21 protein-coding genes are annotated in these 23,035 nt (G+C 64.3%); 12 read left to right on the top strand and 9 right to left on the bottom strand.

The window, feature by feature from the left end; translation table 11 throughout:
- Window positions 1–74: 74 nt before the first annotated feature.
- Window positions 75–1,553, top strand: coding sequence for an MFS transporter (locus BLU88_RS09060; RefSeq protein ID WP_092012700.1), 1,479 nt, complete (start codon window positions 75–77; stop codon window positions 1,551–1,553).
- A 97-nt stretch (window positions 1,554–1,650) separates the two neighbouring features.
- Here the strand turns inward: BLU88_RS09060 and BLU88_RS09065 are convergent, their stop codons facing one another.
- Window positions 1,651–2,394 (bottom strand): SDR family NAD(P)-dependent oxidoreductase, encoded by a 744-nt coding sequence (locus BLU88_RS09065; protein ID WP_092012703.1) that lies wholly within the window; start codon window positions 2,392–2,394, stop codon window positions 1,651–1,653.
- Between the two features lie 217 nt (window positions 2,395–2,611).
- Between BLU88_RS09065 and BLU88_RS09070 the strand changes: the two genes are divergently transcribed.
- A complete protein-coding gene (locus BLU88_RS09070; RefSeq protein ID WP_092012706.1) occupies window positions 2,612–3,772 on the top strand; it encodes a steroid 3-ketoacyl-CoA thiolase in 1,161 nt (386 codons plus the stop codon).
- A gap of 195 nt (window positions 3,773–3,967) precedes the next feature.
- Here the strand turns inward: BLU88_RS09070 and BLU88_RS09075 are convergent, their stop codons facing one another.
- Both BLU88_RS09075 and BLU88_RS09080 read right to left on the bottom strand, forming a co-directional pair.
- A complete protein-coding gene (locus BLU88_RS09075; protein WP_092012709.1) occupies window positions 3,968–4,906 on the bottom strand; it encodes a MaoC/PaaZ C-terminal domain-containing protein in 939 nt (312 codons plus the stop codon).
- A gap of 90 nt (window positions 4,907–4,996) precedes the next feature.
- Window positions 4,997–7,186: an acyl-CoA dehydrogenase gene (locus BLU88_RS09080; RefSeq protein WP_092012712.1), complete on the bottom strand. Its 2,190-nt coding sequence runs from the start codon at window positions 7,184–7,186 to the stop codon at window positions 4,997–4,999.
- Window positions 7,187–7,307: 121 nt separating this feature from the next.
- Here BLU88_RS09080 and BLU88_RS09085 point away from each other — a divergent pair, with 121 nt between their 5' ends.
- The 10 genes from BLU88_RS09085 to BLU88_RS09130 all read left to right on the top strand — a co-directional run bounded on the left by BLU88_RS09085 (window position 7,308) and on the right by BLU88_RS09130 (window position 16,580).
- Window positions 7,308–8,231 (top strand): SDR family NAD(P)-dependent oxidoreductase, encoded by a 924-nt coding sequence (locus BLU88_RS09085; RefSeq protein WP_092012715.1) that lies wholly within the window; start codon window positions 7,308–7,310, stop codon window positions 8,229–8,231.
- A gap of 132 nt (window positions 8,232–8,363) precedes the next feature.
- Window positions 8,364–9,539, top strand: a complete 1,176-nt coding sequence (locus BLU88_RS09090; protein WP_231939328.1) for an acyl-CoA dehydrogenase family protein — start codon at window positions 8,364–8,366, stop codon at window positions 9,537–9,539.
- Window positions 9,536–10,621 (top strand): acyl-CoA dehydrogenase family protein, encoded by a 1,086-nt coding sequence (locus tag BLU88_RS09095; protein WP_092012721.1) that lies wholly within the window; start codon window positions 9,536–9,538, stop codon window positions 10,619–10,621. Before BLU88_RS09090 ends, BLU88_RS09095 begins: the two co-directional genes overlap by 4 nt.
- Window positions 10,622–10,623: 2 nt before the next feature.
- A complete protein-coding gene (locus tag BLU88_RS09100; protein WP_157689060.1) occupies window positions 10,624–12,327 on the top strand; it encodes an AMP-binding protein in 1,704 nt (567 codons plus the stop codon).
- A complete protein-coding gene (locus tag BLU88_RS09105; RefSeq protein ID WP_092012727.1) occupies window positions 12,324–12,872 on the top strand; it encodes an FAS1-like dehydratase domain-containing protein in 549 nt (182 codons plus the stop codon). Before BLU88_RS09100 ends, BLU88_RS09105 begins: the two co-directional genes overlap by 4 nt.
- Window position 12,873: 1 nt before the next feature.
- Entirely contained in the window at window positions 12,874–13,341 is a 468-nt protein-coding gene (locus BLU88_RS09110) for a Zn-ribbon domain-containing OB-fold protein (RefSeq protein WP_092012730.1), read from the top strand.
- A complete protein-coding gene (locus BLU88_RS09115) occupies window positions 13,341–13,751 on the top strand; it encodes a MaoC/PaaZ C-terminal domain-containing protein (protein ID WP_092012733.1) in 411 nt (136 codons plus the stop codon). Before BLU88_RS09110 ends, BLU88_RS09115 begins: the two co-directional genes overlap by 1 nt.
- Entirely contained in the window at window positions 13,751–14,929 is a 1,179-nt protein-coding gene (locus tag BLU88_RS09120) for a lipid-transfer protein (RefSeq protein ID WP_092012736.1), read from the top strand. Before BLU88_RS09115 ends, BLU88_RS09120 begins: the two co-directional genes overlap by 1 nt.
- A gap of 185 nt (window positions 14,930–15,114) precedes the next feature.
- A complete protein-coding gene (locus BLU88_RS09125; RefSeq protein ID WP_157689062.1) occupies window positions 15,115–15,747 on the top strand; it encodes a TetR/AcrR family transcriptional regulator in 633 nt (210 codons plus the stop codon).
- Window positions 15,748–15,812: 65 nt separating this feature from the next.
- Window positions 15,813–16,580, top strand: a complete 768-nt coding sequence (locus BLU88_RS09130; protein ID WP_092012742.1) for an SDR family NAD(P)-dependent oxidoreductase — start codon at window positions 15,813–15,815, stop codon at window positions 16,578–16,580.
- A 4-nt stretch (window positions 16,581–16,584) separates the two neighbouring features.
- On the opposite strand, the gene BLU88_RS18665 is transcribed toward BLU88_RS09130, so the two are convergent.
- The 6 genes from BLU88_RS18665 to BLU88_RS09155 are packed head-to-tail and all read right to left on the bottom strand — an operon-like array spanning window position 16,585 to window position 23,033.
- Window positions 16,585–17,481 (bottom strand): ABC transporter ATP-binding protein, encoded by an 897-nt coding sequence (locus tag BLU88_RS18665; protein WP_231939329.1) that lies wholly within the window; start codon window positions 17,479–17,481, stop codon window positions 16,585–16,587.
- The gene (locus BLU88_RS18670; protein WP_231939330.1) at window positions 17,478–18,395 is read right to left on the bottom strand and encodes an ATP-binding cassette domain-containing protein; all 918 of its coding nucleotides are present in this window, start codon (window positions 18,393–18,395) and stop codon (window positions 17,478–17,480) included. Before BLU88_RS18670 ends, BLU88_RS18665 begins: the two co-directional genes overlap by 4 nt.
- Window positions 18,392–19,300 (bottom strand): ABC transporter permease, encoded by a 909-nt coding sequence (locus BLU88_RS09140; RefSeq protein ID WP_197678119.1) that lies wholly within the window; start codon window positions 19,298–19,300, stop codon window positions 18,392–18,394. The genes BLU88_RS18670 and BLU88_RS09140 overlap by 4 nt, the downstream gene beginning before the upstream one ends.
- Window positions 19,297–20,289: an ABC transporter permease gene (locus BLU88_RS09145; RefSeq protein WP_197678120.1), complete on the bottom strand. Its 993-nt coding sequence runs from the start codon at window positions 20,287–20,289 to the stop codon at window positions 19,297–19,299. The genes BLU88_RS09140 and BLU88_RS09145 overlap by 4 nt, the downstream gene beginning before the upstream one ends.
- Window positions 20,290–20,339: 50 nt before the next feature.
- Window positions 20,340–21,989 (bottom strand): ABC transporter substrate-binding protein, encoded by a 1,650-nt coding sequence (locus tag BLU88_RS09150; RefSeq protein ID WP_092012745.1) that lies wholly within the window; start codon window positions 21,987–21,989, stop codon window positions 20,340–20,342.
- A gap of 27 nt (window positions 21,990–22,016) precedes the next feature.
- Window positions 22,017–23,033, bottom strand: a complete 1,017-nt coding sequence (locus BLU88_RS09155; protein WP_092012748.1) for a CobW family GTP-binding protein — start codon at window positions 23,031–23,033, stop codon at window positions 22,017–22,019.
- Window positions 23,034–23,035 lie beyond the last annotated feature (2 nt).

Raw genomic sequence — 23,035 nt, forward strand, 5'->3', positions numbered from 1 at the left:
AGATTTCCCCACGAAGAAGTGGGCGAAGTGGGCGCAGTGCCTGCTGCGGGGGAATCTGGACGAAAGGGTTCCGCATGTCAGTTCCGTCCCACAATGGCAGAGTCACGAAGTTCTGGCTCATCACCTGTGCTCTCATCGCTGCCGAAGTGGTCGCGATTCTCGAGACCACCATGTCCATTCAGCTCGTCTACGCTCCGGAGGGATTCTTCGACGTCCCGTTGTCCACGCTCACCTGGATCGTGACCGCCTATACGCTGGCCGCCGCGATCTTCGCAGGCATCGGAGCGCGCCTCGGTGACCAGTACGGTCGCCGCAAGATCCTCATCGGCGCTCTGGCTCTGGGTGCCGTCGGATCGCTGCTGTCGGCAGTCGCTCCCGTGTTCTGGGTGCTCGTCGTCGGGCGCGTCTTCCAGGGCGTCACCGGATGCGTACTGCCGCTGGCAATGGGCATCATCTCCGCCCGCTATCCGAAAGATCGCACCGGGACCGCGGTGACCCTGGTGTCATCTTCGGCGATCATCGCCGGAGCGTTCGGGATCCTCATCGCCGGTGCGCTGATCTCGGTCTTCTCATGGCATTCGATCTACGTCGTGACGACAGTGTCGGCTCTGGCCGTGGCGGCATTCGTCGCGGCAGTCGTGCCGCGCGACCGAGTGTCGGATCTGGCAGCGACGCGTCGCATCGACGTCCTCGGCGCTGTGCTCTTCGGTCTCGGGATCGGCTCTGCCCTGTATGCCGTCACGGCTTCCGCCGACCGCGGGTGGGCCGACTGGCAGGTGCTCGGCTTCGGCCTGGCCGGTCTCATCGTGCTGGCGATCTTCGTTCGTCACGAGTCCACGATCGCCCACCCGCTGTTCGAGATCCGCCTCCTGCGCGATTCGAAGGTGCGTGCTGCGATGATCCTCTCCGTCGTCCTCGGGTTCGGACCGCTGGGGATGTTCACCGTACTCTCGGCGACGATCTCGCGGCAGCCGAGTGCTGTCGACGGGACCAGCATCGGCGTGGGCATCGGGCTGAGCCCCATGTCCTTCGGGCTCTGGACCGCGGCGTTCTCGGGGGTGGCATTCCTCCTCGCCGGGGCCATCGGCAGGATGACCACGAACTACGGGGCGAGGACGACACTGGTCACGGGCTCCGGGCTAGCAATCATCGGCGTCCTGCTCATTGCGGTCTTCCCGTCGAACACGCTCGTCGTCCTCACTGCGATCCTCGTGTTCACCGTCGGCAGCTCGTGCCTGTTCTCGGGCATTCCCGCGATGATCGTCGAGACCGTCGACGTCTCGGTGGTCAGCATCGCCGCAGCCATGGCGCAGGTTATCCGAAACACCTTCCAGTCCGTGGGCACCTCGGTCCTCGGCGTCGTCATGTCCATCGGCACCATCGCGATCGCCGGGCAGGGCTTCGTGTCGAACCCGGGCCTCTGGGCAGCGGCGCTGGTCATCGCTGGCGCCTCGGTGCTCTCGGCGGCATTGTCGCTGGCCGTGGGCAGCCGCCGTCGTCCGCGGCCGGCACTGGAGAAGTATGCGACGCAGAAGCAGAGCCTCGACCGCTGAGTGAGGCAGTCACGCTGCGGGCCCGAAGCGAATCGCTTCGGGCCCGCAGCGTGACTGCCTTGCGGCGCACCTGCGTGCGCGCATCAGTACGTTCGCCTCAGTACAGCTTGCGGATCCCGCCGTCGGCCATGAGCGTCTGGCCGGTCATGTACTGCGCGTCCGAAGACAGGAGGAATGCGACGACGGGGGCGACGTCGGTCTCCGGGTCGCCGAAGCGCGCCAGCGGGATCGTTGCCACGGTCTGCTCGTACTGTTCCGGCTGCTCCTCGCTCCATGCCTGAACTCCAGGAGTCAGCGCCAACGGGGAGACGATGTTGACGCGGATCCCTTCCGGAGCCCACTCATTGGCGAGGACACGACTGACCCCGCGGATCGCCTCCTTGGCCGCAGCATACGAGGCCTGGCCCAACTGCCCGCTCATCGCGGCCCCGGAACCGAAATTCACCACTGAACCCTTGGTCTTGGCAAGCTCGTCATGGGCCGCCCGCATGAAGTTCAGCGTGGCCTGGAACCCGGTGGAGAACGACAGGGCCCAATCGGCCTCTTCGAGCTCGAGGAAGGGCTTCTGCCGGGAGGCATGAGCGTTGTTGACGAGGCCGTTGAGGCCGCCGAAGGACGAAACCGCCTCGGCGATGGCGGCTGCGGCGACCTGTGGATCGGAGACATCGCCCTTGACGAACCTGACGTTGTCGCCGCATTCCTCGACGACCCGCTGCCCGGTCTCGGCATTGATGTCGACGGCGATGACCCGTCCGCCTTCGGAGATCAAGCGTCGGGTGATGCCCAGTCCGATGCCCGAGGCACCGCCGGTGACGATGAATGATTGATTGTCCAGCTTCATTGTTCTTCCTCTCTGTTCGAGCCGGTTCCGGCCGGCTCTGTTCCTCTGGTCTATCAGGCGCCGGTGCAAGAGCACCTAACCTCCAGCTGTCAATGTGTCGCCTGTCAAAGTGTCGTTTCTCAAAGCGTCGCGGCCGGCAGAAGTCGGTCTTGACCTTGCATAGAATTAATTCTAGTTTAGGAGGTGGACTACGTACAGAACAGAATCGGAGAACCTCATGGCCGCAGCCGTCATCGTCGATGGAATCAGATCGCCCTATGGAAAGCGGTTCGGCGATCTCGCCGGCACCCATCCCGCGAGACTCCTCGGACAGGTGCAGGCGGGACTCCTCGAGCGCACGGGAATCGATCCGACCGTCATCGAGCAGGTCATCGGCGGTTGTGTGACCCAGGCCGGAGAGCAGTCGAACAACATCACACGCACTTCGTGGCTCGACCGAGGTCTGCCGTATCAGACAGCGGCGACAACGGTCGACTGCGCCTGCGGGTCCTCGCTGCAGGCTGTGCATATGATCAACGCCCTCATCGCCTCGGGCGCGGTCTCGGCCGGAATCGCCTGCGGCGTCGAGAGCATGAGCCGAGTCTTCCTCGGTGCGGCCGGTGGCGATGCGGGCAACCCGTATCCGGATGGCTTCGACGTCGATCTGCCCGACCAGTTCCTCGCCGCCGAGCGGATCGCGCAGAGGCGCGGCATCTCACGAGCCGATATCGACGCCTTCGCCGCGGACTCGCAGAAGAAGGCGATCCGGGCCTGGGACAGCGGTGTCTTCGACGACCAGGTCATCCCTGTCGAGGCGCCCGTGCTGGACTCTGCCGGCAAGCCGACCGGACAGATGCGCACGGTCACACGCGATCAGGGACTGCGCCCGACCACTCCTGAGACCCTGGCCGGGCTCAACCCCGTCATCGAAGGAGGAATCCACACCGCGGGAACGAGCTCACAGATCAGCGACGGTGCCTCGGGCGCTCTCATCATGAGCGAAGACGAAGCCCAGCGTCAGGGGCTGAAGCCGCGGGCCCGCATCCACACCTCCGTCATGGTCGGTGCCGAACCCTACTTTCATCTCGACGGACCGGCCGATGCCACGACTGCGGTGCTGCAGAAATCAGGGATGAGCCTCAGCGACATCGATGTGGTCGAGATCAACGAGGCCTTCGCTTCCGTCGTGCTCTCGTGGGCTTCGGTTACCGGCTTCGACATGGAACGTGTCAATCCGCACGGCGGGGCCATCGCGCTCGGCCACCCGGTGGGATCGTCGGGCATCCGCCTGCTCGTCCAGGCCATCGACGATCTCGAACGGCTCGACGGCTCGACTGCAATGGTGACCATGTGCGCAGGAGGGGCCTTGGCCCCAGCGACGATCATCGAGCGGATCTGAGATATCGACCGGGCGCGTCCGGGGAGCGCAGAATGCGCTGCGGACGGTCAACGCCCCAGACACGCGCAACACCGCAGGCAGACATCACTGCAGCAGTGAGCGCGGCAGTGAGGCGGTGAAGCGAAGCAGCCGTGGCGAGGAAGCGACGTGGGGCGGGCAGTGGATGACTGCCCGCCCCGCCTTCGTCTGTGCGCTTCAGCGCAGGGAGAGAACTCCCTCGTCGAGCACCGTCTGTCCGCTGCCATCCAAGCATGCCCGATATGCGCGCTGCCGAGAGCCCGTCTCCCAGACGTCGAGGATCAGCACGTCACCGGGCGTGACCATCCCACTGAAGCGCGCACTGACCTCGGCGACGAGTTCGGGGCGGCCGTCGGCAGCGAGGTCCGTCAGCGCCTTGGCGACGATTCCATAAGTCGCAAGACCGTGGAGAATCGGACTGGGAAGGCCGGCGGAGCGTGCGAACTCCGGGTCGATGTGCAAGGGGTTCAGATCACCGTTGAGACGGTAGAGGAGAGCCTGATCCGGGCGTGTGGCGATTCGCACGCTGGAATCGGGAGCGCGTTCTGGTACCGGCTGTGACGCGGGTGCCGGTTCTCCGCCGAATCCCCCTTCGCCGCGCACATAGATCTGCGAGTGCTCGGTCCACAGCGGCCCGTCGGCGTCGGTGGCAGTCGTCTCGAGGACGATGAGCGCAGCCTTGCCGAGGTCGTGCACCCGAGCGACGGAGCGTCGGAGAACGGCCGTGCCGGAGGCCGGCAGGGGCCGGTGGGCGGTGAGTGACTGTCCTGCGTGGAGGACGGCGCGCAGATCGACGTCGATGCCGGGCAGCCGCATCCGGGTCGGGTCGGCAGCTGCGGCGTCTGCTTCCGCGTCGTCGTAACCTTCCGCATCGGACGGTGAGTCCGTGATCTCTGCCGAGGTGCCCGGCGCCGCAGTCGAGGGCCCTTTGCCCGCAACCAGGCTGAACGTCGGCAGCACCTCCAGATCGCGCTCGAAGGTCAGCGTCAGCTCCGGAACGTTGGCCTGCGAACCAGCACCGAGGCTGAGGTGGTAGAGCAGGACATCGGTCGTCGTCCAGGAGATCTCACTGATCTGGGGATCCGCGGCAAGCGCGGTGTCGATGTCAATGGGCACAGATGGTCCTTTCATCGTGCATGCCGACTGGAGTGGCGGCAGGAGAGGGATAGGTCCCTTTCGGGCGATCAAGATGGGGCGAGCGTGGTCTCAGCTGCGGGGGAGCCCGAGGATGCGTTCGGCCACGATGTTGAGCTGAATGTCGGTGGTGCCGCCCGCGATCGTCAGCGACCTCGTATTGAGGAACATGTAAGTGGGCACTGTGCTGCGGGTGGCGACATCCTCGGCTCGGGCCATGTCGATGCCGTCGATGCCGTCCGGGCCCGACCATTCGACCACGGCTTCCCACGTGTCCTGGATATTGCGGGTGGATACGAGCTTGGACAGGGAAGACTCCGCAGAATCCGTCTCGTTCTCCATCGCTTTGAGCATCGACCTGACCCCCATGAGCGAGCCCGACAGCGACACGGAGATCAGATCGCCGACCATCCGCAGCCTCAGCGGGTCGTCCGCCGCCTGTCCGCGCAACAGCGATACGAGCGCCTCGTCTCCACCGCCGAACATCGAATGCCCGGTCATCGCCACACGCTCGTTGGCCAGAGTGCCCACGGCCACCTTCCAACCATCGGTCGGTGTCCCGACCATGAGCTCCTCAGGGATGAACACCTCATCGAGGAACACTTCGTTGAACAGCGCCTCCCCGGTCAGCTCGCGCAGGGGGCGCACGGTGATTCCGGGCGTGGTCATATCGAGCAGGAAGTATCCGATTCCGCGGTGCTTGCGTGCGGTGGGGTCCGTGCGCGCCAGAAGAATTCCCCAGTCTGACTCACGCGCACCTGAGGTCCACACTTTCTGTCCGTTGATCACCCAGCCGCCGTCGACCTTCCTGGCCGAGGTGGTCAGCCCGGCCAGATCGGACCCTGCACCGGGTTCGCTGAAGAGCTGGCACCAGCGGATGTCGCCACGTAGTGAGGGTGCGATGAACCTTTCTTTCTGCTCCGCAGTGCCGTGTGCGATGAGGCTGGGCACGACCCAGTTGCCGATGACCATGTCATGGGGAGTGAGGCCCCGGGCGGAGAGCTCTTCGTCGATGATGAGCTGGGTGAGAGCATCGGCGCCTCGACCCCAGGGGCGGGGCAGCGCCGGTGAGGTGTATCCCAAGTCCGCCAGACACGCTGCGGCTTCGGAGCCGCCGGGGATCGCGTCGAGTTCGTCTCCGATCTCCTGACGGACCGTTTCGGCCCCCTCCGGATAAGTCAGCGCGGGGCCGCGACGCGCACCATTCTGCGCGGCCCGCGCGACCTCCATTCGCCAGCGGTCCCCAGGGCCGAGCAGGACTCGACTGGACTGAGCTCGACGCAGAGCAAAACCGGCCATGTGCTCCCAAGTGAAACCGATTCCACCCAACGTGTTGACGAGGTCCTTGACTGTGTCGAGAGCGAGGTCGACCCCCGTTCCGGCAGCCGCTGAGATGACCAGACGCCGTTCCTCTGTGCTGACGTCCGAATCGAGGCAGCGTGCGGCGTCCCAGGCCAGAGCGCGCACCTGTGCTGCCGCGACGTGCATGCCCGCAATCCGGTGCTTGACAGCTTGGAAGCTGCCGATCACGGCCCCGAACTGTTCGCGGACTCGGGCGTACTCGACAGCGGTGTCGGTGCACCATTGGGCGATGCCCGAACCCTCCGCGGCGAAGGCCGCCGCAGCGATGAGGCTGGGCAGCTCTGGATCGATGTCGAGGATCTCCACAGGTGCAGCCTGCTCAATGCGCACCCGTGCCAACGGCCGGGTGACGTCGTGAGACGGGCAGGGGAGGACCTCGGTTGCCGAGGTGCGCAGCAGCACCCACCTGCGAACCTCCCCGTCGCTGACAGGCAGGACGACGTGCTCGGCCGTGGCGGCCGAAGGGATCGGTGCGCTCGTTCCGCTGAGCGTGGCAGTCCTGGGGTCGAAGAGCAGCTCACCGGGGTCGAGCCCGATTGCTCCCAGTGCGGTGCCGTGCCCTTCGGCGGCATCTTCGGCAGGCGAGACGGAGCCCCCATGTCTCAGCACGGCCGAGGTGATCATCGCCGGCAGTGCCGGGCCGGGCACCAGCCCGCGGCCCATCGCCTCAGCCGCGGTGGCCAGGCCCATGAAGCCGACGCCCGCGCCGCCCTGCTGCTCGTCGAGGTGCAGATCGAGCACACCGATGCCTACGAGATCGGAGAAGAATTCGGGGAGTCCCGGATCTTCGGCGTCGATGTACGCGTGGATTTGGTCGGGGGAGACGCGGTCTGTGCAGAAGTCGTCGAGAACCTCTGCCAGTTCGGTCAGTTCGTCGCCGATGGCGATCGATTCCTTCATGGTGCTCCGATCGGGTAGCCGAAATGCTTGCAATCCAAAACTAGAAGCAATTATAGTCTTTGGCAAGGCATACGAGAGCTTATCGCGAATCAGCCGATCACGAATCGAAGGAGAGTCACTGATGAATCCAGTCACAGATCTGAGCGGGCGGACCGCGATCGTCACAGGCGCCGGGTCCGGCCTCGGTCGGGCAGAGGCCCTGCGCCTGGCCGAGCTCGGAGCCGATATCGTCGTCAACGACCTCGGCGAAGGGGCGACCGCCGTCGCCGACGAGGTTCGCGCATTGGGGTCCGGAGCGCTGGCGGTCGAATCCGATATCAGCGAGTGGAAGACCGGCGGCGAACTCGTCGAAGCCGCCGTCGACACGTTCGGAGGGCTCGATATCGTTGTCAACAACGCGGGAATCGTGCGCGACACGATGATCTTCAACCTCACCGAGGACAAGTGGGACAAGGTCATCGACGTCCACCTCAAGGGCCACGCCGGGCTCTGTCACGCCGCCGGTGTGCACTTCAGAGCCGCCAGCAAGGCAGCCGGTGGGCCGGTGTTCGGGCGCATCGTCAACACTGCTTCCGAAGCCGCACTCATGGGAGCTGCCGGCCAGCCGAACTACTCGGCCGCCAAAGCCGGGATCATCGGTCTCACGCTGTCGACTGCGCAGGGCCTCGGCCGCTATGGGGTCACAGCCAATGCGATCATGCCGCGGGCCAGGACCGGGATGACCGAAGCGGTCTTCGCGGCCGATTCCGACTCCCAGCGACTCGACATCCTCGCGCCCGAGAGGGTGGCGCGGCTCGTCGGCTACCTCTCGGGCCCGGCGGCGGAAACTGTGAGCAGTGAGGTGTTCATCGTCTACGGAGACTTCGTCGCCCTGCTCAAGCCCGCAGAGGTCGAAGAGAAGTTCGTCGCTCGCACCGGCGTGTTCGACGAATCCGAGTTGGCCGAGCAGATCGGTGCGCATTTCCGAGCGAAAGCGCCGGGCAGCGGCTTCGCTGCGTACCACCTGGCCGAGCTCGACGAAACCGGGATCGAGAACATCGCCTGACCATTCAGAGGAGAATCGATTCTCCTATTCTGCGGTGCCAGAGCGGCAGCGGCGCACGATTTCGTGACCGCAACGCCCATTCGGCCGCGATGACAGATACAGCGACAGGGAAGAACGGGTGCGGATATGCACGTGAAGCTCAGTGACGAGGATCTCCAGCTCAGACGGGAGCTGCGTGACTACTTCGACAAGCTCCTCACCGATGAGGTGCGAGCCGGACTCCACGCAGAGGGGGAAGCCGGGGGACCGGTGCGCGATGAGGTGATGAGGCGGATCGGAGCCGACGGCTGGTTCGGCATCGGCTGGCCGGAGGAATTCGGCGGGCAGGACCGAGGTCACCGGGCCCAATTCATCCTCTACTCCGAGGCATACAGGGCCCAGGCTCCGTTGCCGATGGTCACCCTCACGACAGTGGCTCCGACCATCATGAGCCATGGCAGTCAGGAACAGAAGGACTATTTCTTACCGAAGATCGCCGCTGGCGAGCTCGTCTTCTCGATCGGCTACACCGAGCCCGAAGCCGGCACGGACCTGGCTTCCCTGCGCACGGCGGCAGTGCGCGACGGCGACGAATTCGTCATCAACGGCAGCAAGGTCTTCACCTCCGGGGGACCCGGAGCCGACTGGATCTGGCTGGCGGCGCGGACGAATCAGGAAGCGCCCAAGCACAAGGGCATCTCCCTCATCCTGGTACCGACCACGGCAGAAGGCTTCTCTGTGACTCCGATCGAGGCACTCGGCCAGGTCGAGACCTCGGCTACGTACTACGACGACGTCCGCGTGCCGGTGAGCAATGTCGTCGGCGAGATCGATGCCGGCTGGCGGATGATCACCACTCAGCTCAATCACGAACGCGTGGGATTGGCCGCCTACTCCGGCATCTGCGACGGCATGCTCGAAGATGTCATCACCTGGGCCACTCAGAAGACGACGCCGGCAGGTCAGCCCTATGCGGACCTTCCCTGGGTGGCCTCGGCGTTCGCCAGAGCGACTGCGCTGAACTCGGCGATGAACCTGATGAACTGGAAACTCGTCGAAGCCACCGCCACTGAGGCCGTCGATCCGGGCCAAGCCTCGGCAGCGAAGATCTATGCGACCGAGGCGGCAATAGAGATCTATCGAATCATGCTCGAGGTCCTCGGTGAGGACGCGCTGCACATCGACGAGGTCCCCACCGGCATAGAGGACGGCCGCCCGGCGGTGATGAACCTCGGCGCACAGATCAATACCTTCGGCGGCGGTGTGGCCGAGATCCAGCGCGAAATCGTCGCCTGGACGACACTGGGAATGAAACGAGGTGAACGATGAGGGAAACGCAGACAGCAGCCGAAGGCACGGGCGAGATGACGTTCCACCCCACCGATCTGCAGGCCGAACTGGTCGAACTGGTCACTGCCATCATCGATAAGCAGTCCGGCGACGAGCGGGTAGCCGCATTGGATGCTGAGGCATGCAGCTGGGATGAAGCCCTATACGCTTCCCTGGCCGAAGCCGGTGTCATCGGTGCCCTCATCGACGGCGACGACGGTCTCGGTATGATCGGGCTGAGCCTGTGCCTGATCGAGGCCGGGGCGCGGCTGGCCCGCATCCCTCTGGCCGGCTCTGTCGTCACCGCCCTCATCCTCTCCGAGGCGGGACTCAGCGAATCGGTCGAGGCGATGGCCGCCGGAACGATGACGGCCGCCCCCGCTCTGCCCAGCCGACTGCACTCGGTGGCCCGCACCGGTGGCCGGCTCCATGGTCGCGTGGGCATCGTGCCCACCGGCGCCGCCGCCAGCCACCTGCTCATCGCCGACGATGACGACTGCCTCTGGTTCGTGGCCAAGGAGACCCCCGGCATCAGCACCGCGCCGACGGGCTTCTCCTATGACAACGGTGTCGCAGTGACGATCGACATCTCGATCGAAGACTGTCAGAGGCTCGACGGCGTCGGCCGCGCTGAACTCGAAGGACGCTGGCGAACCGCGCTGTCGGCGGTCGCCGTCGGAGCCTGCCGGGAAGCCGTGGCACGAACTGCGAAGTACACATCGGAGCGTGTGCAATTCGGCAAACCGCTGTCATCGAAGCAAGGTGTGCTCCACCGTGCTGCCGACGCCCATATCGATACCGAATGCATGCGGCTGACGACGTTGAACGCCGCCAGTCTCTATGACGCGGGCGATTCCGGCGCCGCCCGAGCCGGCCTCGAGGCCGCGTGGTGGACAGCGACCGGCGGCAGTCGCGTAGTCCACGCCACTCAGCACCTGCATGGCGGAATGGGTGCCGACCTCGACAACCACATCCATCGGTTCTTCGTCCTCGTCCGCGAGATCGGGATCGTCCTCGGAGCTGCGGACGCCCTCCTCGAAGAACTCGGCAGCGACATCGTCGCCCACGCACGAGAGGAATGATCATGACCACGACGAGTCAGAACCAGGACCTCGAAGCAGGAAACGCCCTGCCGACGACGGCGGCGGCTCTGGTGGTCGCCCGCCTCGGCGATGACCACATCGGCATCCGCTTCGAGGACGACGACTACACATGGGACGACTTCGCCCGGGCAGCGATTCGTCGCAGCCATTTCCTGGCCCAGCACCTCGACCCCGCCCAGCCGCCGCATCTGGGGATCCTCCTGGAGAATCGGCCCGAGTTCCTGTTCTGGTGGGGCGGATGCGCGCTGTCCGGGGCGGCAATGGTGTGTATGAATCCAACCCGACGTGGTCGGGAACTCGTCGACGATGTGCTGGCCACGGACTGCCAGATCCTCATCGTCGATTCCATGACTCGGGGACTCATCGACTCCGCGGCGCTGCCCGGGGTCGAGGTCATCAATATCGATGCGCACCAGCACACGGAGGCGCTGAACGGATTCGACGACGGCCGGCCGCCGGAATCGGCGCCCGCAGCCGACCCGAAGACGATACTGACCATGCAGTTCACCTCCGGATCCACGGGTCGTCCCAAGGCCGCGATGTGCTCGACGGGCCGATTCGCCGCCGCCGCGACATACGGTTCGGGAGGTCTCGGCCCCGAAGACGTGTCCTACAACTCGATGCCGTTGTTCCACTCGAACTCCATCCTCGGCTGCTGGGCCACGCCGCTGTACCAGGGCGGGACGTTCGTACTGGCCCGCCGCTTCTCGGCCAGTCGCTTCCTCGACGACCTCCTGAAGTACGAGGTCACGTACTTCAACTATGTCGGCCGCGTCCTGTCCTACATCCTCGCCCAGCCGGAACGCGAAGAAGAGAAGCTGGTGAAGCTCAAGTCGGCTTTCGGCACCGAGGCGCCTGTGCGCGACAGGAAGGAATTCGCTCGCCGGTTCGGAATCGAACCCTTCGAATCCTATGGCTCCTCCGAAGGCGGACTGAACTTCGTGCGCTCGGCCGACACACCTGAGGATGCACTGGGACTGCCTCCCGCAGGGGCGGCATACACCGCTGCGGTCATCGACCCGATCGACATGAGCGAACGCCCTCGGGCCCGCTTCGGCACGCACGGCGAGCTGCTCAATGCCGATGAGGCCATCGGCGAGCTTGCCGCCCTCGGCGCACGCGGGACTTTCGAAGGCTACTACAAGGACCCGGAGGCCGAATCCGAGCGGCTGCGCGGGAACAACTTCCTCTCCGGCGACCTCGGCTACCGGGATGAGGCGGGCTACTTCTACTTCGCCGGTCGAGGCGGTGACCGCCTGCGCGTCGACGGGGAGAACTTCTCCGGTGCCCCGATCGAGAGGATCGTCGGCCGATATCCCGACGCCCAGCTGGCGGCGATCTACCCCGTTCCCGACGAAATCAGCGGGGATCAGGTGATGCTTGCGCTGCAGATGGTCGACGGTCGGACCTTCGACCCGGTGGGCTTCGGTGAGTTCCTCGACGCTCAGGCCGACCTGGGAACCAAATGGGCTCCGCGCTACATCCGCATCGTCAACAGACTGCCGGTGACCGCCACAGCGAAGATCAACAAGAAGGAGCTGCGCAAGGACGCCTGGCACACCGACGACCCGGTCTACTACCGCCCAGGAAAGGGCAACGAATACCACCGACTCGAACCCGCACATGTGGAGGAACTCCTGAGACGGTTCGAGGACTCCGGACGAAAGGAACTGCTCAACCGATGACTGTCACCACCGAACCGAAGATCGATCCCGAAAGGGCAGCACGCAGGATTGCGGAGCTCATCGCCGCAGGTCGTGCCCGGCACTATCGCGCTCGCGACCGGGTGTCGACGGCGACGATCAACACACTGCTCGACGTGCTGGGCGATCGCAACCCCATCTATATCGATGAAGCAGAGGCCAAGCAGCACGGGCATGACAGCGTCATCGCGCCGGCGACGGCGCTGCAGGTGTGGACGATGAACTGTCTCGGCGAGGAAGCCACCGCCAGTCCCGTCGACGCCGCCTATGACATCCTTCGCGACTGCGGTTTCCCCAGCGTCGTCGCCGTCAACAGCGAACAGCACTATGACCGCCCGATCGTCCCCGGAGACCTCATCAGCAGCACGGAAACCGTCGAAGAGCTCTCGGAACTCAAGCAGACCGGTCTGGGGCCGGGGATGTTCATCACCACGCTCTTCGTCTTCCGCGACGAGGAGGGCGACCAAGTCGGAACCATGCGATTCCGGACACTGTGGTACGCCGCCGGACAGAAGAAGGAGGATTGAGATGACCGAGGCACTGCGCCCTCGTCCCGCGCTCAACCTGGACAATGCGTTCTATTTCGACGCGCTCAAGGAAGGGCGCCTCGTCGCCCAGCAATGCGGCGACTGTGCCGAATTCCGGCACCCGCCCGTGCCCTGCTGTCCGCGCTGCCAGTCCTTCGACTGGGATGTCTCGGACCTGTCGGACACCGGCGAGCTCGTGACCTACACGGTCCTGCATCATCCGGTGGTGCCCCCATTCGAGGCAGGCTACATCGTCGGACTCGTCGAATTCGCCGAAGGCGTGCGCATCGTGATGAATCTTGAGATCGACGAGGCTGACGTCTCCATCGGTATGAACGTCGAAGTCCGGCCGCACTTCTACGACCCGGACCTGGCGCTCCCCGCCGGATTCGGGCCGGGAGCCGAGACCTGTGTCCGCTCTTCGACTGAGACGACACACAGCACCGACAATGATGAGAAGGAGGCGTGATGCCCACAGAATGCGAACCGGGTCAGACACTGCCCGAGATGACCATTCCGGTGACCGCGACACTCGTCGCCGGAGGAGCGATCGCCACCCGTGACTGGTCACTGGTCCACCACGACACCGCTGCTGCCGAAGCCGCGGGCACTCAGGACATCTTCATGAATATCCTGACGACGAACGGCCTCATCGGTCGTTTCGTCACCGACTGGGCCGGGCCCCAGGCCGAGCTCACCGATGTGAGCATCCGCCTCGGCGCCCCGAACTTTCCCGGCGACACCTTCACGGTCACGGGCACCGTCAGCGAATTCGACGAGGAGAGTGCCAGCGCCCTGATCGAGGTCACGGGCACGAATGGGATCGGAACACATGCCAGTGGCCACGTTCGAGTTGCGCTGCAGGGAAGGAAACGCTGATGAGAAGTCACCACGATGCTGCCGCGATCGCCGGAATCGGAGCCACCGAGTTCTCGAAGGCATCCGGTCGCACAGAGCTGCAGCTGGCACTCGAGGCCTCGAAGGCGGCTCTCGATGATGCGGGAATCGCTCCTCACGAAGTCGACGGGTTCGTCTCCTACTCGATGGACACCTCTCCCTCGATCGAGGTCGCTCGAGGACTCGGCTGCGAGAACGTCAGCTATTTCGGTCTCGTCGACTACGGCGGCGGAGCCGCCTGCGCCACGATCATGCACGCGGCCATGGCAGTGGCCACGGGAGCGGCCGAGACCGTCGTCTGCTACCGGGCCTTCAACGAACGCTCCGGTGCCCGTTTCGGAGCCGCTCTGGACGTCAGTTCGTGGGGCGTCGACGCCCGCGCGGCGAACTATGCCTGGTATCTGCCGCACGGTCTGATGACCCCTGCCTCGTGGATCGCGATGTTCGCTCAGCGGTATATGCACAACTATGGGGCCACGAGCGAGGACTTCGGCAGGGTCTCGGTCCTCGATCGCAAACACGCGGCGACGAATCCGAAGGCATGGTTCTACGAGCAGCCGATCACCATGGCTGATCATCAGGCCTCGCGGTGGATCGCCAAGCCGCTTCACCTCCTCGACTGCTGTCAGGAATCCGACGGCGGGCAGGCCTTCGTCATCACGTCCCGGGAACGGGCGAAGGACCTCGCGCAGCCATCGGCAGTCATCCGCGCCTCGGCGCAGGGCGTCAGCTACGACCAGCACAACATGACCAGCTTCTATCGGCAGGACAGGGATCGACCCCTGCCGGAGATGGGCCTGGTCGCCGACCAGCTGTGGACGGCTACAGGACTGAGCCCGAAAGACATGGATGCGGCCATCCTCTACGACCATTTCACCCCGTTCGTGCTGGCTCAGCTCGAGGAGTTCGGCTTCTGCGGTCCCGGCGAGGCACCCGATCTTCTGGCCGACGGTTTCGGCGAGATGGACTCTGCGACTCCGCTGAACACACACGGCGGACAGCTGGGCGAGGCCTATATCCATGGAATGAACGGCATCGCCGAGGGTGTGCGCCAGATCCGGGGAAGTGCCGCCAACCAGGCCGCCTACGTCGACCACGTCCTCGTCAGCGCGGGCACCGGTGTGCCGACAAGTGCGCTGGTGCTCGGCCGCGAACACTGAAACCCGTGGTCGGGAACACCCCGGCGTCCCGGTCGGCCGGCTGGATCCTTCAGCCGGGCGACCGGGACGCCGGGGGCCTCGGCCCGTCGCGGCCTCCGAAGCGGGCGAGAGGCTATCCTGGAGGTGTCCGGGCCGGTGAAGGCCGGGGCAGGGCGTGAGATGACGAAGAGGGCGGAGGAACACTGGTGCCACGACTGAATGTCGAACGAGCGGCGGCACGTCCGACGAATGCCAGCGGGCGGCAGCGCTATCAGAACATCGTCAGGGTCGCACGGACGTTGACGATCGATCATGGTGAAGATGCGGTGCAGATGCAGGAGGTCGCGAAACAGGCCGGTGTCGCGCTCAACACGCTCTATCGCTATTTCCCCTCGAAATCGCATCTGTACACGGCGATCCTCGAAGATGAACTCATGACTCTCGATGTCCGTGCGCAGAGCCCCCAGGAAGTCTTCTCGCTCAACGACGACGATGCTGCCGAACGTGTCCTCGACCTGATCACCGGCGCGAGCAACTCTCTGCTCTCGCGACCGAATTTGGCCAAAGCCATGATGAACGCGACGATGGCCTCTCAGGCCAGCAGCGGCATCGCCGTGGCACAGTCGGACAAGCTGCTGGAGACGGCCGTGCTCAAGGTACTCGGCATCGTCGAACCCGTGGCCGAAGACCACAGGATGATCTACGCGATCATGCTCTCGTGGACGGCGGCCCTGTCCGCCGTGCTCAATGATCGTCTGCGACGCAGCGAATTCGAGGAGGTTCTGCGCCTGTCGATCACACAGCTGATCAAAGTGCGGTCCAACCGCGCCGAATCCTGAACCGCCGAGGCATCGGCAGCACCCCAACCAGCACCAGGTGCTCGAGCACCGAAGAGAGGAAAGCTATGCCAGATCTCAGCGGAAAGAACGGCTTCGTCACGGCGGCTGGAAGCGGAATAGGTCGAGCCAGTGCTCTGGCCTTCGCCCGAGCCGGCGCAAAGGTGCTGGTCACAGACATCGTCGAGGACACTGTGGAGGAGACCTGCTCACTCATCCGAGCCGCAGGCGGCATTGCAGAAGGACGAATCGTCGACGCCTCATCGGATGAGGATGCGCGTGCGGTCGTCGCAGATGTCGTCGATCGGTGGGGCAGCCTGGACTTCGCCCACAACCATGCGGGACTCGGCGCTGCGGCTCTGCCGTTCGCCGAACAGAAGCGTGAGGCCTGGCAGCGTCTCTTCGACGTCAATGTCTTCGGCCTCATGAGCTTCATGAAGTACGAGCTGGCGCAGATGGAGAAGCAGGGGGCTGGTGCCATCGTCAACACGTCCTCGATGTCGGGGAAGAACGGCAGTCCGGGCCTGTCGCCCTACAACGCTTCGAAATGGGCCGTCAACGGCATGACTCAGACGGCTGCGCTCGAATACGCAGCCAAGGGGATCCGCGTCAACGCCTTCTGCCCATCGGCGACGATGACGCCGGCGCTCGCCTCCTGGGCCGAGGCCTCGCCCGAGGAATACCGTGCCGTCACGGAGGCGATCCCGATGAAGCGGGTCTCCAGCCCTGAGGAGCAGGCCGCCGCCGCAGTGTGGCTGTGTTCGGACGAGGCCGGTTTCATCACCGGCACACTGCTCAACGTCGACGGCGGGGACGGCATCCTCGGCAAGCAGTGAGGCGTCATTCGGCCGCCACGAAGTGACCGCCTCCCAGATCGCGCAGGCTCACCCGCTCGGGTCCTTGGTCCTCGGGCCAGACAGGGCTGGGGATCTCACCGGCGATGAGGGCCCTTTCGCGCCGCTGAGCGGGATCCGCGATCGGAGCGGCGTCCATGAGGCGCTGAGTATAGGAATGCTGCGGATTCTCGAACACCTGACGCCGCGGCCCCAGTTCGACGATCTGTCCCAGGTACATGACGGCGACGCGGTGGGCGATCCTTTCGACAACGGCCAGGTCGTGGCTGACGAAGAGATACGACAATTCGAACTCCTGCTGCAGCTCGATCATGAGATTGAGCACCGTGGCACGCACTGAGACATCGAGCGCGGACACGGCCTCGTCGGCCACGATGAGACTGGGGTTGAGCGTGAGCGCTCGAGCGATGCAGATGCGCTGACGCTGGCCCCCGGAGAACTGATGCGGATACTTCCGCATATCGTCGGGGCTCAGACCTACGAGCTCGAACAGCTCGGCCACACGGTCTTCGGCATCGCTGTTTGACGCGGTCCGGTTCAACCGCATCGGATCGCCGACGATCTTGCCCACGGTCTTGCGCGGATTGAGGCTGGCGAACGGATCCTGAAAGATCATCTGCAGATGGCGGCGGTGAGGTCGCAACTCACGGGTGCCAAGATCAGTGATATCGGTGTCGAGCAACCTGATCATCCCGCTGTCGGGCTTCTGCAGACGCATGGCCAGATTCGCCAATGTGGTTTTGCCGCATCCGCTCTCACCGACGAGCGCGAAGGTCTCGGCCTGATCTACGTGGAAGCTGACGTCTTCGACGGCGTGGACCCGCATACCGCCGGAGAGCGAGAAGCCCTTGACCAGATTTTCGACCTCGAGGATTCTCGTCATCGTCGGACCTCTTCTTTGTCGAGCCGGAACAGTGCAGGGGAGTCGGTGCCGTTCATCGAACCGAGCTTCGGCACAGCGCTGAGGAGCTTCTTCGTATACGGATGCTGTGGTCGATGGAAGATCTCGGCGACATCGCCGGTTTCGATGGCGTGGGACTTCCGCATGACGAGGACCCGATCGGCGATCTCGGCGACCACACCCATATCGTGGGTGATGAAGATGATCCCGGCGTCGAGGTCGTTCTTCAGCTCACGAAGCAGAGCGAGAATCTGAGCCTGGATCGTCACATCCAGTGCCGTGGTCGGTTCGTCGGCGATGAGGATCTTCGGCTGGCAGGCCAGAGCCATGGCGATGACGACACGCTGGCGCATGCCGCCCGACATCTGGTGGGGGTACTGGCGGGCACGGCGCTTCGGTTCGGGAATGCGTACCCGTTCCATGAGTTCGATGACGCCCTTCTTCGCTTCTCGGCGAGACATCCCCTTATGCACACGCAGCACCTCGGCGAGCTGGTTGCCCACCGAATAGACTGGGTTGAGTGATGTCAGCGGTTCTTGGAAGATCATCGAAATGTCATTGCCGCGAATCGTGCGCATCGTCGCTTCCGAGGCGGTGCGCAAGTCCACGACGTCACCGCTTGCCCGAGAGAACGTCATCTGGCCGTCGGTGACTTTCCCTGAGGAGGAGAGTTCAACGAGCCGCATGATGGCAAGGGAAGTCACAGACTTTCCCGAACCTGATTCCCCGACGATTGCCAAGACCTCTCCGGGACTGACATCGAAGGACACGTCATTGACAGCAACGTTGTCTTGGAACTTCACGGACAGATTCTTCACCGACAGAATCGGTGACTCGTCTCCACCGGCTGCCGTGGGACCACTGGTGGAATCAGCGGTGAGCGCTGTGGCGTTCATCGTTCACGACCTTTGGGATTGAGTGCGTCATTGAGTCCGTCGCCGGAGAGGCTGACGCTGAGGACAGCGAGGAAGATGGCCAGACCCGGGAAGGCCACCGGCCACCATGCAGTGAGCATCTGCTCACGGTTGTTGCCGAGGATGAGCCCCCAGCTCATCGTGTTCGGGTCACCGAGACCGAGGAAGCTCAGTCCCGCTTCGAAGAGCATCGCCTGACCGATGACCAAGGTCGACATGACGACGATCGGTGGCAGTGCATTGGGCAGGATCGTCTTCATGATGATCCAGAAGTCTCCGGCTCCGGCAGCGCGGTCGTTCCTGACGTAGTCGAGTTCGCGGATGCGCAGGAACTCGGCGCGTGTGATGCGCATGGTCGCCGGCCAGCTGACGACGCCGATGGCGATCGTGATCGTCAGCAGGCTCGGTGTGAACAGGGTCACGAGCACCATGGCCAGCAGCAGCGGAGGCAGCACTTGGAAGAACTCGGTGATGCGCACTGCTACAGAGTCGGCCCATCCTCGGTGATAGCCGGCGAACCCGCCGAGGATGATCCCGATCGCCGTCGACAGGATGGCCGCTACCACGCCGACGAGCATGGTCGCGCGACCGCCATAGAGCAGCTCGGCGAACAGATCGCGTCCGAGGGCATCGGTGCCGAGCAGCACATCGGACTCGCCCGGGGCCTCCATCGGAATGCCGACGATCTCGAAGGGATTGTTCGGATAGATCATCGGGCCGAAGGTGATGGCGAGCAGAATCAGGGCCAGCAGCGACAGTCCGATGAGGGCGACACGGTTGCGTCGGAACAGGGTCCACGCCGTCGTCGGCCGCTTTCGCTTCGCAGCCTCCGTCGGCGGCTCCGGCTGTTCCTGACCGGTGCCCGGCAGTGACATGATGTCGGTCATTGTGGCCCTCCTGAAACGGCGATCCGCGGATCGATGATGCGATAGGCCACATCGGTGACCAGATTGGCGATGATGACGAGAACGGAACTGGCCAACAGGATCCCCAGGATCACGGGAGTGTCGCGGCGGAGGATCGACTCGAGCAGCAGTGAGCCGAGCCCCGGCCAGTTGAACACGACTTCGATGAGCACCACGCTCGACAGCAGGGCACCGACGTGGAGCCCGAGGAGTGTGACGACCGGAAGCACGGCATTGCGCAGGGCATGTTTGAAGATGACGACCTTGCCGCCCAGCCCCTTCGCCCACGCCGTGCGGATGTAGTCGGAGTCGAGGACTTCGAGCATGCTCGTGCGTGCCGTGCGGCTGTAGAGCGCCACATAGATGAGCGCCAGCGCCGTGGCGGGCAGGACCAAGTGCATCGCCGTGTCCCACATCTGCGGAAGCACATGAGGGGAGACGATGATCGAGTTCATCCCCTGCACCGGGAAGATCGGCAGAGCGATCGACAAAGCCAGCAGCAGCAGCACGGAAGTCCAGAACACTGGTGCGGCGAAACCGACGAGGGCGATGACGGTGACGAAGTAGCTGAGGATTCCCTGCGGTTTGATCGCGGCGACCACTCCGAGCAGTGTGCCGATGATGAGACCTGCAGTCATTCCAGTGCCAGCAAGAAGCACGGTCGGATACAGGCGTTCGCCGATGAGCGCCGTGACATCCTGACCGAAGTAGAACGAATATCCGAGGTCGAAATGGGCGATTCTGACGAGATAGTGCCAGAGCTGGACGAGGATCGGGTCATTGAGCCCATAGGCCTCTCTGATCGTTTCGAGCTGCTCGGGAGTAGTGCCGCCGGATTCGCCGGCGATGACGGTGGCCGGATCTCCGGGGGCGAGGTGGATGAGGACGAAGTTGAAGATGATGACGGCGAGAAGGAGGAGCACGGCCTGCCCGATGCGTGAGGCGATCGAGCGGGTTCTCGACAGGGCCATACTTCTGCGCCCTTTGAGTCTGATCTTCGGAGGAGCTGTCAGAGACATGGTCAACCTTCCATCGAAATGTCCAGCAGCGGCGACATGATGCCGAACGGGCCATTGGGAGCATTGTGCACGGAGTCCGAATAGATGTTGCGGTACTGCTGGTTCTCCAGCGGCAGCACGGGAAGCTCATCGGTGAGGATCTTCTGGACCTTCGCATAATCGGCCCTGCGCGTTTCCTCATCCGGCGCGGCTGCGGCCTTCTTGAAGAGCCGGTCGACGTCCTCATTGCAGTATTGGGACATATTCGCCCAGAGCACGCCCTTCTTGATGTTGTCGCACAGGTAGGTGCGTTCGACTCCGACTGCCGGGTCACCCCAGTTCCAGACGTTGTCCAGAGTCATGTCGTAGTCGTAGTTCGCCACCCTATTGCCCCAGGTCGGTTCGTCGGCGGAGCTGCGGATCTTCACGGTGATGCCGACGTCTTTGAGATTGGCTTTGATGGTCTCGGCGATGCTCGAGGACATCTCGGCGCTGAGCGGATCATAGTCGAGTTGGACGGTGAAGCGATTGCCGTTCTCGTCGACCGGGTAACCGGCATCGTCGAGCAGATCAGCGGCCTTGTCGAGGTCACGGTCGTAGCTCGGCAGCGAATCGTCGAAGTAGGGGCTGCCGTTGGCGATCGGGCTCGTGGCTGCTTCGATCTGGCCTCGATGGAGCTCGTTGACAAGGTAGTCCCGGTCGATCGCATAGGCGATTGCCTGGCGCACCCGCTTGTGCGAGACGTTCTCGCTTTTGACATTGAACCCCAACCAGGTGAGGGCACCCAGTCCTTCGTAGCCCTCATCGGCAACCGTGACTCCGTCGACGTCCTCCATGCGCGAGAGGATCGAGGGAGTGTTCGAGAGCATCATGTCGATCTCGCCCTTCTCCGTAGCCAGCGCCAAGGTGTTCTCATCCGAGATGATCTCGATGAGCACCTGCTGCGGTGCCTCCTCGTTGGGCACGAAGAAGTCATCGACCTTGTCGAGCACGATCCGCTTTCCTTCAAGATTGCTGCGCAGCCGGTACGGTCCCGAACCGACGACGTCGTGCGCATTCTGGGGATGGTCGACGACGGTGTCGTCGGTGCCATAGACATGCTTCGGCATAACAGGCAGGAACGGCGGACTCATCGCGGTCATCAGTGCCGGATGCCTGCGGGACATATTGATCACCACGGTCTGATCATCGGGGGTGTCCACGCTGGTGACAGGGCCGAAGAGATTGGCTCCGAAGGGATGCTCACGCTTGACGACCCCGAGTGAGAAGGCCACGTCCTCTGAGGTGATGGGTCGGCCGTCGTGGAACGTCGCATCATCGACGAGATGGAGGGTCACTGTCTTCCCGTCTTTCGACTCTTCCCACGACTGTGCAAGGTAGGGTTCGGGTTCCATATTGCTGTTGAGTCGCACCGGGCTGGCGAAGAGCTGTGCGCCGGGTGTCGCCGTTGCGAGCCCCGACTGGACCGCGGGATTGAGGACGCGAGGGACCGAACCAGTGCCGAAGATGAGCGTGTCATCGCTGCTGCCGACCAGCGCTGACGGTGCCGCGCATCCGCCGAGCACCAGCCCCAGTGCCGCCGTGATCGCGATGGCCGGAGTGAGTAGGCAGGCGGTCTTCCGCTTGAGTGGCCGCGGACGTTCCGCGTCGTTCTTTCTGCGGGTGAACTTCATTGTTCCCTCTCTGATGTTCGGGGCCGGCTAGTTGCCGACCCACCCGTGAAGTGCCTGAGCCAGAGCGGTCACGGCCTCGGGAGGGCCGACATGATCGCCGGCCGCGATGATGACGAGGCGGCCCGAGGCGTCGGGGGCCGCGGACTCACGTGTGCTCAGGCCGTCGGCGACCGTGTCGCCGTCCGAGTCCGCGCACTCCGGTGTGATGTCGCTGGTCTCGCACCTCGTGCCGACATATTGGACGAGGAACCGGTGGCCGGGCCTCCGCTCGTCGGGCAGGATCCCCTTGGCGCGGACGACGGTATCCGGCAGGTCGAGGATGAGATCGCACAGCACCTCCGGGGCGATCGCCGAGGCGGCCGTGATCGACCATGAACTGTGAGTTCTTGCGGCGGAGCGGGACCCGTCCCCGTCGTCGACCGGTGGCCGGGCCTCGCCGACTGCGCCATCAGCACCGGGTGCCGTCGTCGATCGCTGCGACTGACCACCGGCCACGACGTCGTCCCGGGCGACGATCTCGGCGGTGATGCCCGGATCCGTCTTCAACCAGTCGACGACCTCACTCTGCTGCTGGCCATCGACCAGATCCGTCTTCGTCAGCAGAATGCGGTCGGCGCCGCGCAGCTGCGACAGCACCGTCTCTCCCACCCACTTCCGGTTGACGTCCCGGCGGATCGAGGTGGCATCGGCGCAGACGAGGGCTCCACCTCGGACGAACCCGGGATGATCGCCCCAGCGGGCGACGACTTCGGGCTGGCCGACCCCGCTGACTTCGACGAAGATGCGGGTGACCGGGGGAGAGGCGATCCGGATGCTTTCGATCGCGGCGGCCATCCCATCCGAGAGGTCGCAGCAGATGCACCCATTTGCGATCTCCCACGTCCGACCGTCATCGTTGGCGATGATGTCCGCATCGATGTTGATCGTGCCGAAGTCGTTGACGATGACCGCGACGCGCTCACCGTCGGTCCGATCGAGGATCTCGTTGAGCAGCGTGGTCTTGCCCGCCCCGAGGTAGCCGCCGATCACAGTCAACTCGATCATCG

Source organism: Brevibacterium siliguriense (genome assembly GCF_900105315.1).
Classification (GTDB): Bacteria; Actinomycetota; Actinomycetes; order Actinomycetales; family Brevibacteriaceae; genus Brevibacterium; species Brevibacterium siliguriense.